Origin of the sequence: Bacteroides sp. 41_26 (assembly GCF_949740115.1) — a bacterium.
GTDB classification, from domain to species: domain Bacteria; phylum Bacteroidota; class Bacteroidia; order Bacteroidales; family Bacteroidaceae; genus Bacteroides; species Bacteroides nordii.
In genome coordinates this window covers 77,643-88,855 of the sequence record NZ_CATJGZ010000128.1, presented here as the reverse complement: position 1 = coordinate 88,855, position 11,213 = coordinate 77,643, and the positions used below count along the sequence as shown (strand labels likewise).

At 44.6% G+C, this 11,213-nt stretch carries 8 protein-coding genes; 1 reads left to right on the top strand and 7 read right to left on the bottom strand.

What is annotated here, in order from left to right:
• Positions 1–88: 88 nt before the first annotated feature.
• The 5 genes from QX565_RS19370 to QX565_RS19350 form a co-directional block, all read right to left on the bottom strand.
• Positions 89–673 (bottom strand): hypothetical protein, encoded by a 585-nt coding sequence (locus QX565_RS19370; protein WP_007484939.1) that lies wholly within the window; start codon positions 671–673, stop codon positions 89–91.
• Positions 674–676: 3 nt separating this feature from the next.
• Positions 677–1,189, bottom strand: coding sequence for an RNA polymerase sigma factor (locus QX565_RS19365; protein WP_002561746.1), 513 nt, complete (start codon positions 1,187–1,189; stop codon positions 677–679).
• Between the two features lie 240 nt (positions 1,190–1,429).
• Positions 1,430–2,326, bottom strand: coding sequence for a vitamin B12 dependent-methionine synthase activation domain-containing protein (locus QX565_RS19360; protein ID WP_221648804.1), 897 nt, complete (start codon positions 2,324–2,326; stop codon positions 1,430–1,432).
• Positions 2,327–2,436: 110 nt separating this feature from the next.
• Positions 2,437–3,780, bottom strand: a complete 1,344-nt coding sequence (locus QX565_RS19355; protein ID WP_221648803.1) for a dihydroorotase — start codon at positions 3,778–3,780, stop codon at positions 2,437–2,439.
• A 41-nt stretch (positions 3,781–3,821) separates the two neighbouring features.
• Complete coding sequence (locus QX565_RS19350; protein ID WP_221648802.1) at positions 3,822–4,583, bottom strand: polyprenol monophosphomannose synthase; 762 nt, start codon at positions 4,581–4,583, stop codon at positions 3,822–3,824.
• Positions 4,584–4,779: 196 nt separating this feature from the next.
• Here QX565_RS19350 and mfd point away from each other — a divergent pair, with 196 nt between their 5' ends.
• On the top strand, positions 4,780–8,157 hold the full coding sequence (mfd, locus tag QX565_RS19345; RefSeq protein ID WP_289294007.1) for a transcription-repair coupling factor: 3,378 nt from the start codon (positions 4,780–4,782) through the stop codon (positions 8,155–8,157).
• 125 nt (positions 8,158–8,282) lie between these two features.
• Here the strand turns inward: mfd and QX565_RS19340 are convergent, their stop codons facing one another.
• Together QX565_RS19340 and QX565_RS19335 are read right to left on the bottom strand one after the other, a co-directional pair.
• Positions 8,283–10,103: a YgiQ family radical SAM protein gene (locus tag QX565_RS19340; protein WP_289294006.1), complete on the bottom strand. Its 1,821-nt coding sequence runs from the start codon at positions 10,101–10,103 to the stop codon at positions 8,283–8,285.
• Positions 10,104–10,137: 34 nt separating this feature from the next.
• Positions 10,138–11,211 (bottom strand): hypothetical protein, encoded by a 1,074-nt coding sequence (locus QX565_RS19335; protein ID WP_289294005.1) that lies wholly within the window; start codon positions 11,209–11,211, stop codon positions 10,138–10,140.
• Positions 11,212–11,213 lie beyond the last annotated feature (2 nt).

Sequence of the window (11,213 nt, the reverse complement as noted above, 5' to 3'; positions counted from 1 at the left end):
TATTGTTTTTGATACGAAAGTCTCCTCCGTTTTAATAAACAGAGAAGACTTTACTTTGTTAGAGAAAATAGAGAGAGTATGGTTTAAGTTAATTATTATCTTTCAGTTCTTTTAACTCTCCGAGATTTTTCTTTATCTCGCGAAGCCGGTTCAGATTTTTACGATATATCCAAAGCGGGATAATGATGCATACGGTCCATATAATGAAAAAGAAAATGATCATTCCGGTACCGTGTTGCCACACCTCCCGATAGAAGAAAAAGAACACAGCCATGAATAAAATGAAGCCTATCCCTATCATCCGTTCACGAATCACCCATCGGTGAATGCGGTTGAAACGGGATATAACGGTCACAAGTGGTAATTCATCTATTGAGGTATTACTCAAATAACGGGAGCTAAACAAGTCCCATCCCAAAGCTGGTACCAATGCTATCAGGATAATCTGATAATAAATATCCGGAAATACGCCATCGTATATGAACGTAAACAGGAGTAGTGCGATAATTGTCAGTGAAATGATACGTAGTCTTTTGTTAAGTCGACTCATTTCGTTGATGTTTTTCGTCGCATGATTAATGAGCTGGGATATTTCTTCATCTTTGACCAGCTTCTTATCTTTCAGATGTTCGTCCAGTGCATTCCATGATTTCTTAAGTTCATCCAGTTCCATCTATTATTCCTCCTTCTTCATTTTTTTAAGTTTGTCTTTAATTCGGCTCAGTTTGGTTGCCACATTTGTCACGGTAAGCCCAGTGATTTCGGCCATTTCTTCATAGCTTTTTTCTTCGAGATAAAGCAGAATGATAGATTTATCGAGTTGCCCCAGTTGGTTTATCATCCGGTACAATTGCCTTAGCATTTCCTGGAGTGGGTCATTGTCTTCGGTCATCCAGTCGGCTTCGCGGCTCAGCGTTACAAACTCCGGTACGTTTTTTTCTTTGCGGATAAAGCTGATACAAGTATTTAGTGCAATGCGGTATATCCAGGTTGATATTTTGCATTCCCTCCGAAATTTTGGATAAGCTCTCCAAAGATTGAGCACCACATCCTGGTAGAGATCATTGAGCGTAGCATTGGGAGTAGTATAAAGGTAGCACACCTTATATATAACCCGTTCATACTCCCGGATGACCGATAGGAATTCCTGTTCTACACTTTCGTTGACTTGCGTGGCTTTTGAATCCATTGGCTTTTTTCTCGATTGCTTTTTAGATTGTTAGTCGTTGGGGGATAAGAAAAATCACAGCGAGATGTGCAAAGATAGGAAGTATTTTTATGAATGTTAGAATATATGCCTTTTATATTTTGATGGCAAACTTAGTATTTTAACAGTGACTTAAAATGCATATTAACAGTGCGTTAAATACGTACTTTTGTAGTATCAAAGTACGTACTTTCTTATGGCTTGATTATCAGCCTTATTCAACTAATCCTGTAAATTTGCTGCCAGGAACTTTCGCATTTCTTCTACTGATTTTCCCCGGCGGGTTGCGTAATTCAGTAACTGGTCTTCTCCGATTTTGCCGACAGAGAAGTATTCGGAAGCAGGATGTGCAAACATCAAACCACAGACAGAGGCATGCGGATACATGGCCCCGTTTTCTGTAAGTGATATACCGATCTGCCTCATATCTAAAAGCTCGTTGAGCAGAAAGTTTATTGACTGATCGGGGAGGGAAGGGTAGCCTACAGCCGGGCGAATGCCTTGATACTTTTCTACGAGCAATTCGGGGATGGTCAGATTCTCTTCTTTGGCATATCCCCAGACTTCTTTGCGCACATATTCGTGCATCTTTTCTGTTGCAGCTTCTGCAAGGCGGTCGGAGAGGGTTTGTACAAGGAGGTGTTTATATGGATCTTTTTCATAAAGCCCTTCCATATCTGCATCGATTGTGGAGGCAAAAGCACCCACAGTGTCGGTTATGCCAGATGACAAGGGGCGGACAAAGTCACTCAGGCAAAGGAATGGACCTCCTTCGCGTTTTTTAGCTTGCTGGCGAAGCAGGGGAAAAGTAATGCCGTCCAGTATCAGGTTGTCATCCTGTGAATTTGCCTGGCAGAGCTTAAAGATTGTTTTTACTTCAAAATCTTCGTCCAGTAAGTTCAGCATCCGATTGGCTTCTTTGAGGAGTTGCATAGCTTCCGAAGCCTTGGGGCGTTCTTCTTCCGGAAATGATGTTAGCCAGGAAGCACGGCAAACATCGCACCCATGTATATCGGCTATCGCAGCAAAACGGGGTTGAAAGCCCCATGCATGAAAGAAGTAGATCCAATTGATATAGGGACTGACTTCGTGAATTTTATATGATACTATTGTTGACAAGTTTTTAATAATAAATGGTCGGTGAATAGTGATTAGTGAGTAGTGATAAGTGATTAGTACCATGCGGATCACAGCGCAGCTACTAATCACTAATCACTAACCGTTTATCACTAATTTCTAAATCTCAATTCCTGTCCACGATAATTTTCGTCTACCGTTCCATCGGAATATAACAAATGTCCGTTGGCAAAAGTTTTTTCAACCTTCCAGCGGAAAGTATGTCCCTCTAACGGACTCCATTGGCATTTGCTAAGAATACACTCTTTATTTACAGTCCATTCGCTATTGGGGCGAACGAGTACCAGGTCGGCCTGATTGCCTGTCCGTATGTAGCCACGATTATGTATCTCGTATATTTCGGCAGGGGCATGGCACATTTTTTCTACTACCTTTTCAAGGGTAAATATGCCTTCATCTACCAGTTCTAACATACTTACAAGGGAGAATTGTATCATAGGCATGCCGGATGCTGCTTTTAAGGCACCTCCTTCTTTATCGGAGATCAGATGAGGGGCGTGGTCAGTGGCAATTGAATCAATAAGTCCGGAGTTTACAGCATCGCGCAGCGCATTTCGCTCTTTCTTTTTGATAGCAGGATTACACTTGATACGTGTGCCCAGTTCCTGATAGTCACTGGAAGCAAATAGCAGATGGGCAACGCATGCTTCGGCCGTTATTCGTTTCTCTGATAATGGAATATTCTCGAACAGTTGCAACTCTTTGGAAGTAGAGATGTGCAGTATATGCAGACGGGCATCGGCTATACGCGCCAGACGAACAGCAAGCTCGGAAGACTGATAACAGGCTTCCGACGAACGGATATTGGGATGATACTTTAACGGTACATCGCCATCTACTCCGTATTTTTCCAGATATTTGACTGTGTTGTCTTTGATGATAGATTGATCTTCACAGTGGGTGGCAATCAGCAGATCGGTTCCGTTGAATATATTCAGCAGACTGGCCATCTTGTCCACCAGCATATTGCCGGTACTCGAACCCATGAATAGCTTGACACCGCATACACGGTGCTTATCCAGTTGTTCGAGCAGAGGATAGTTGTTGTTGGTAGCGCCAAAATAACAGGAGTAGTTTACAGAACACTTTTCAGCCAGATGGTCGAGCTTGGCGTTCAGGGCATCCAGCGTTGTTGTTTGCGGACTGGTATTGGGCATATCCATGATAGATGTTACTCCGCCGGCGGCTGCTGCCCGGCTTTCGGTGGTGATATCTGCTTTGTGAGTTAATCCCGGATCACGGAAATGAACATGACCGTCGATAACTCCGGGCAGTAGATAGCATCCTGTTGCATCGATTATTTCGTCACAAGGAACGGCAGATTCCTGATTCTCAACCAATATTTCCGCTATCTTTTCTCCTTCTATAATCACCGAACCAGGTACTTGAAGCCCTTCGTTTACAATGATTGCATTCTTTATAAGTGTTCTTTTCATCTGAAATCTACAATTTTAAATTACCCATTAGACTTAGTCGTTCACTGTTTATTGTTTCCCACTTTTTGGGGATACTTATGAAACCAACTGTTTAGTTTCAGCTTGATTACTCCAAATACAGCTTCGCCAAAAATACTACCGTTCATTTTGGAGGTACCCAGTTCCCGGTTGATAAAGATGACAGGGACTTCGATTATTTTGAATCCGCATTTATAAGCCGTAAACTTCATTTCTATCTGAAAGGCGTATCCTTTAAACCGGATATTGTCCAGGTCTATGGTTTGGAGTACACAACGTCGGTAACATTTGAACCCGGCAGTGGTATCGTGTACCGGTATTCCGGTTATGAACCGGACATATTTGGATGCGAAATACGACATAAGAACACGTCCCATAGGCCAGTTTACTACATTTACTCCACTGACATAACGCGAACCGATTGCCACATCGCCTCCTTCTTCTGCACAGGCTTTGTACAAGCGGGGCAGATCTTGCGGATTGTGACTAAAGTCGGCATCCATCTCGAAGATATATTCATAATGGCGGGCAAGTGCCCATTTAAAACCTGCAATATAAGCAGTCCCCAATCCGAGTTTACCTTTGCGCTCCACCATGAACAGACGTTCGGGGAACTCCTCTTGCAATTTTTTCACGATGGCGGCTGTTCCATCCGGCGAGCCGTCTTCGATGATGAGAATATGAAACTCTTTTTCCAGCCCGAAAACAGCACGGATAATATTCTCTATATTTTCCCGCTCGTTGTAGGTTGGTATGATAACAATGCTGTCCGATGGTGTGTGCATAATCGTATCTGTATTTGCAGACAAATGTAACGCTTTTCCGTTACTTACCGAAAATAGTGTATCAAAACTAAGGATAATTTAGTACTTTTGCGAGGATTTTCACCACGGAGAGCACAATTATCTTACAAGGGTTCTATTTTTTTCTTAAAACTCAGTGGGACTCTTTGGCTCTTTTGGCGAGTTAAAAACAGGAACAATGACTATCACCGAACTGCAACAACAATACGCCTTTCATCCCAACGTGACTGTTATGTGTCAATTGCTGAAAGACGTTTCTGTAAATCATATTTTTTGTGGAGGATTGTGCGCTTCTTCTGCTTCGCTTTTTTCATCAGCGTTGATACAGAAAAGTCCGTCTCCTTTTGTGTTTATTCTGGGCGATCTGGAGGAAGCCGGTTATTTTTATCATGACCTGACACAGGTGTTGGGAGGGGAGCAAGTGCTTTTTTTCCCTTCTTCTTTTCGTCGTGCCATCAAGTATGGTCAGAAGGATGCAGCCAATGAGATACTCCGTACCGAGGTGCTCAGCCGTTTGCAGAAAGGAGAAAAGGGCTTGTGCATTGTTACCTATCCCGATGCATTGGCGGAGAAAGTTGTTTCGCAGGAAGAACTGGACGACAAAACTCTTAAGCTGAATGTAGGTGAGCATGTTGACTCCGGTTTTATCACGGAGGTGTTGCATAGCTACGGTTTCGAATATGTAGATTATGTCTATGAACCGGGACAATATGCTGTACGTGGTAGTATCATTGACGTTTTTTCTTTTGCGTCGGAGTATCCCTATCGTGTCGATTTCTTCGGAGACGAAGTAGAGAGTATCCGCACATTTGAGGTCGATACACAGCTGTCGCGTGAGAAGAAAAATAGCATTGTTATCGTTCCTGATCTGGCGCTGGCAGGGGCAATGTCTTCTTCATTCCTTGATTTTATTCCGAAAGATACGATATTGGCCATGCGTGATTTTCTTTGGTTGCGCGAACGTATTCAGACTGTTCATGATGAGGCATTGACTCCGCAGGCACTTGCAGTGCAGGAAGCCGAAGAGAATGGGGGGATTAAGCTTGAAGGGAAATTAATTGATGGTGCCGAATTTACCGTTCGCGCTCTTGATTTCCGAAGGATGGAGTTTGGCAACAGGCCCACCGGAACACCGGATGCTACGATTGAGTTTGAGACAACGGCACAACCTATTTTTCATAAGAACTTCGATCTGGTAGCCGCTTCTTTCAGAGAATATCGTGAGAAGGGGTATTCGCTTTATATCTGTAGTGACAGCAGGAAACAGACTGAACGCATACGGGCTATTTTTGAAGATAGAGGTGACGAGATACCTTTTATTGCAGTAGAGCGTACTTTGCACGAAGGGTTTGCCGATGATGCCCTGCGTCTGTGTATCTTTACAGATCATCAGTTGTTCGACCGTTTTCATAAATACAACCTTAAAAGTGATAAAGCCCGTTCGGGAAAAGTAGCTCTTTCGCTGAAAGAACTTAACCAGTTTACCCCCGGTGACTATGTGGTGCATACCGATCACGGGGTGGGGCGTTTTTCAGGATTGGTACGTATCCCTAACGGTGATACCACTCAGGAAGTCATGAAATTGGTGTATCAGAACGAGGATGTGGTTTTTGTGTCTATCCATTCGTTGCACAAAGTATCGAAGTACAAAGGTAAAGAGGGAGAAGCTCCCCGCTTGAATAAACTGGGTACGGGTGCTTGGGAGAAACTAAAGGAACGTACTAAAACCAAGATTAAAGATATTGCCCGCGATTTGATTCTGCTTTATTCAAAGCGCCGTGAGGAAAAGGGATTTGCCTATAGTCCCGATAGCTTTCTGCAGCGTGAGTTGGAGGCTTCTTTTATTTATGAAGATACGCCCGACCAGAGTAAGGCTACTGCCGAGGTGAAGGCAGATATGGAACGTGATCGCCCGATGGATCGTCTTGTTTGTGGGGATGTGGGTTTTGGAAAGACAGAAGTGGCTATCCGCGCCGCCTTTAAGGCAGTGGCCGATAATAAACAGGTGGCAGTACTGGTACCTACTACCGTGTTGGCTTATCAGCACTTTCAAACCTTTCGCGAACGACTGAAAGGACTCCCCTGTAAAGTGGAGTATCTGAGCCGTGCCCGTACTGCCGCACAAACAAAAGCGGTACTTAAAGGACTTAAAGAAGGAGAAGTGGGTATCCTTATCGGTACGCACCGTATCCTGGGTAAGGATGTGCATTTCAAAGATCTCGGTCTGCTGATTATTGACGAAGAACAGAAGTTTGGTGTATCTGTAAAGGAGAAACTACGCCAACTGAAAGTGAACGTAGATACGCTGACTATGACGGCAACGCCTATCCCGCGCACGCTCCAGTTTTCGCTGATGGGAGCACGTGATCTGAGCGTGATATCTACCCCGCCGCCCAACCGTTATCCTATACAAACGGAACTGCATACTTTTAATGAAGAGATCATAACCGATGCTATTAATTTCGAAATGAGCCGCAACGGGCAGGTATTCTTTGTAAACAACCGTATAGCGAATCTGCCGGAACTGAAAGCTATGATACAACGGCATATTCCGGATTGCCGCATCGCTATCGGACACGGGCAAATGGAGCCTGCCGATCTGGAGCAGATTATCCTCGACTTTGTAAATTATGACTATGATGTGTTGCTTGCCACTACGATTATCGAGAGTGGAATTGACATCCCTAATGCCAATACCATCATCATAAACCAGGCGCAGAATTTTGGTTTGAGTGATCTTCACCAGATGCGCGGGCGCGTGGGACGTAGCAACAAGAAGGCATTCTGTTACCTGCTTGCCCCTCCGCTTTCGTCACTTACTCCTGAGGGGAGGAGACGATTGCAGGCTATCGAAAATTTCTCCGATCTGGGGAGCGGCATCCACATTGCCATGCAGGATCTTGATATCCGTGGTGCAGGAAATATGCTGGGGGCGGAGCAAAGTGGTTTCATTGCCGACTTAGGATATGAGACGTATCAGAAAATCCTTTCAGAGGCCGTGTATGAGTTGAAGACAGACGAGTTTGCCGAGTTGTATGCCAACGAGATAAAAGGTGAAGGAGCTGTCAGTGGCGAGCAGTTTGTGGATGAGTGCCAGGTGGAGAGCGATCTTGAATTGTTGTTACCTGCCAATTATGTCACAGGAAGTAGTGAACGCATGTTGCTGTATCGCGAGTTGGACGGTTTGACTCTGGACAAAGATGTGGAGGCTTTTCGTTCGCGGCTTGAAGACCGTTTTGGCCCTGTGCCTTCCGAGACGGAGGAACTGCTTCGTATCGTTCCGCTTCGTCGCCTTGCAGCCCGTCTGGGAGCGGAAAAGGTATTCCTTAAAGCAGGACGTATGACGTTGTTTTTCGTATCCAATCCGGACAGCCCGTTCTATCAGAGCCAGGCTTTTGGTAAGGTGATAGATTATATGATGAAGTACACCCGCCGTTGCGATTTGCGCGAACAGAACGGACGCCGTTCGATGGTAATAAAAGATATCCCGAATGTAGAGACTGCCGTGAGTATATTGCAGGAAATGGTGGCTTTACCGGTGAAACAGGAAGAATAAACCTACCCGTGTCTGTGTGCCTTGTAGAGTCTGTTTGCAGAGTACGCCTTACCTGTTTGTAGGCAAGGCGTACTCTCCATGCAGGCAAGGCGTGTACTGCAAGCAGCATAGTATGATACTGTATTCTATCTCTTTCCGTACAGTTTCTCTATCAGGTCCTGGCGTCCGATGCGCCGCAATTCGTTGATGATATTCCGGCGTTCTTCCGGTTTGTACCAGAAGAAGAACTGGCGTTGTGCCAGTTTCTCTCGTTGTGTTTTGGCACTGAATATCGGTTCCAGTGTATAGGGGTGGAATCCGGTATACCATGCTTCTGTTGCAACGGTCATCGGGGTAGGGGTGAAGTCCTGTACTTGCTCCAGATGAAAGTCCAGTCGTTTGGTGATGATGGCCAATTCAGCCATGTCCTCTTCCTTGCAGCCCGGATGGCTGGAGATGAAGTAAGGAATGAGTTGCTGTCGCAGGTTTTTCTCGGTGTTGATGCGGTCGAATATCTTTTTAAACTCTCCGAACTGGCTGAACGAGGGCTTGCGCATAATATTGAGAACGCGGTCGCTGGTATGTTCCGGTGCAACTTTCAGTCGTCCGCTAACATGCTTCTCGATCAGTTCGCGGGTATATTCATTGGTACTGCGATTTACTGCAGGGTCTTTACTTTGATGCAGTAGCAGGTCATAGCGTACCCCGCTACCGATAAATGATTTCTTAATGCCCGGCAGTGCATCTACTGCATGATAGATATCAAGCAGGGGACGGTGGTCTGTATTCAGATTCGGACATATTTTGGGATGGATACATGACGGGCGTTTACACTTCCGGCAGACTGTTTCGTCTTTTCCTTCCATCTTATACATATTGGCCGAAGGACCTCCCAAATCACTAAGATAGCCTTTGAAGTCCGGCAATTGCATCACCTCTTTTACTTCTTTGAGAATGGAATCCTTGCTGCGGCTTACGATGAATTTGCCCTGGTGTGCCGAAATGGTGCAAAAGGCACAACCTCCGAAGCATCCCCGGTGGATGTTTACCGAGAACTTAATCATATCATAGGCGGGGATACGCTTTCCTTTATACTTGGGATGCGGCAGGCGGGTATAGGGTAGGTTGAACGAGTGGTCCAGTTCCTCCTGCGTCATGGGCGGATAGGGCGGATTGACTACTACAACCTGTTTTCCTACAACTTGCAGGATACGCGCAGCGGCATATTTATTCGACTCCTCTTCGATGTGGCGGAAGTTAGCGGCCTGCTTTTTCTTGTCTTTCAGGCATTCTTCGTGCGAGTAAAGTTCGATATCATCTTCCGCACGGGTTACGTCTTCCGTATTGTTTCGTAAATAAGCTGTTTGCAGTAGGTCGGTCGGCATCTCATGGGTGGTTTGCAGTCGTTTGCAAAGGTCGGCAATAGGCTTCTCTCCCATGCCATAGATGAGCAGGTCGGCACCACTGTCACACAGGATACTTTTCTGTATTTTATCCTGCCAATAGTCATAATGACTCAACCGGCGCAAGCTTGCTTCGATGCCACCCAGTACAACGGGAACATCCGGGTATAGCTTTTTCAGTATCTGGCTGTATACAATCGAAGGGTATTCGGGACGCATATCCGGGCGTCCGTCCGGAGTATAGGCATCTTCACTGCGAAGGCGTTTATTGGCAGTATATTTGTTTACCATAGAATCCATACATCCTGCCGAAATGCCAAAGAACAGACGGGGGCGTCCCAGCTTCTTAAAGTCGCGCAGATCATCGCGCCAGTTAGGTTGGGGGATAATGGCTACCCGCAATCCCTGTGCTTCGAGAATGCGGCCAATCACAGCCGGCCCGAAGGAGGGGTGGTCTACATAGGCATCTCCACTGAATAGGATGACATCGAGTTCATCCCATCCGCGCAGTTCTACTTCTTTCTTGGTAGTGGGCAGCCAGTCGGTAAGTCGGTATTCTTTCATGCTGCAAAGATACGGATAATTTATAACTGCACATTTATTTTATGTGAAAGGATTCCATAAATCGGGTGACGGCAGGGTAGTTCGTTCTTACTCCACGTTGCAGTGCGGCCATCAGAATATATATCTTGCGATTTTTTAAAAACATGTGATAAAGAAGGGTCTCGGTTGTATTACCACTTTGTACCGTAATGGCTATTCCTTGTAGATTGCCTCTTTGGATTTCTTCTTTCTTTATTAACTTCCCGTTAGAAGTACTTACCATCGAGTGAACGAAATGCTGCAATAATAAATTCACCGTTTCGGCTGACATCGTTTCCGGAATGGTTTCTGAAAGAAGTGCCTCTGATAGTTTATAATAACTCACTGAGTCTTCATATTGATACATCTTGATGGTTTCTTCCTCTTCGCCAATCCAGATAGTTACCTCTTTTTCTTTTTGGGGAGTTGGGGCATATGCTTCTATTGCATATATCATTTCGGGTTCCGGATTATCTATTTTATATACTTCGGGTGGATAAGGAAAAAGGATGCTACAACTTAAACTATCAAGACTGATTTTCTGTATCTCTTTGATATAGTTGTCGATATAAAAACTCTGAATAAATTTTAGGCATTCGTAGTTGAATTCCTGGTCTTTTTTACAATGTATCTCTGAGGTATATACCTTGTTCTTGCTATATCCAATAAAGAAAAGAATGTATTCTCCATTGATATTTTTCAAAGTATATTGTGTAATAGGAACTCCCCCTTTGGAAAAGATATTCTTGTCCATGAGTTCCAGATTGCTTCCATGCAGCTTCTGGGTGATAAGTTGCATCTCTTTCTTTTCTGCATATCCTGAATCAGATGGGTTTGTTGTTTCCCAGATACTGATGAGGTAAGATTTATTGGGATGTTCTTCTTCCTCTACTATATTTTCAAAACGATAGTTCTTTTCCTCACCGTCTAATTTAGTAGTGGCTGTGGGTTGTTGGTAAAAAGAGGCACTAATCCCTAATTTCTCTATCTGAATAGTATGCCACTCTCTATCATCCTGCGCTTTTATGGTAACGGATGTAATGAAGGAGAACAAAGTTAATAGACAAGTCAGTGATTTCGTGTGTTTCATAG

Coding starts and splice junctions, on each gene's coding strand:
- QX565_RS19370 (WP_007484939.1), bottom strand. CDS start 673: ATGGAACTGGATGAACTTAAGAAATCATGGAATGCACTGGACGAACAT.
- QX565_RS19365 (WP_002561746.1), bottom strand. CDS start 1,189: ATGGATTCAAAAGCCACGCAAGTCAACGAAAGTGTAGAACAGGAATTC.
- QX565_RS19355 (WP_221648803.1), bottom strand. CDS start 3,780: ATGAAAAGAACACTTATAAAGAATGCAATCATTGTAAACGAAGGGCTT.
- QX565_RS19350 (WP_221648802.1), bottom strand. CDS start 4,583: ATGCACACACCATCGGACAGCATTGTTATCATACCAACCTACAACGAG.
- mfd (WP_289294007.1), top strand. CDS start 4,780: ATGACTATCACCGAACTGCAACAACAATACGCCTTTCATCCCAACGTG.
- QX565_RS19340 (WP_289294006.1), bottom strand. CDS start 10,103: ATGAAAGAATACCGACTTACCGACTGGCTGCCCACTACCAAGAAAGAA.
- QX565_RS19335 (WP_289294005.1), bottom strand. CDS start 11,211: ATGAAACACACGAAATCACTGACTTGTCTATTAACTTTGTTCTCCTTC.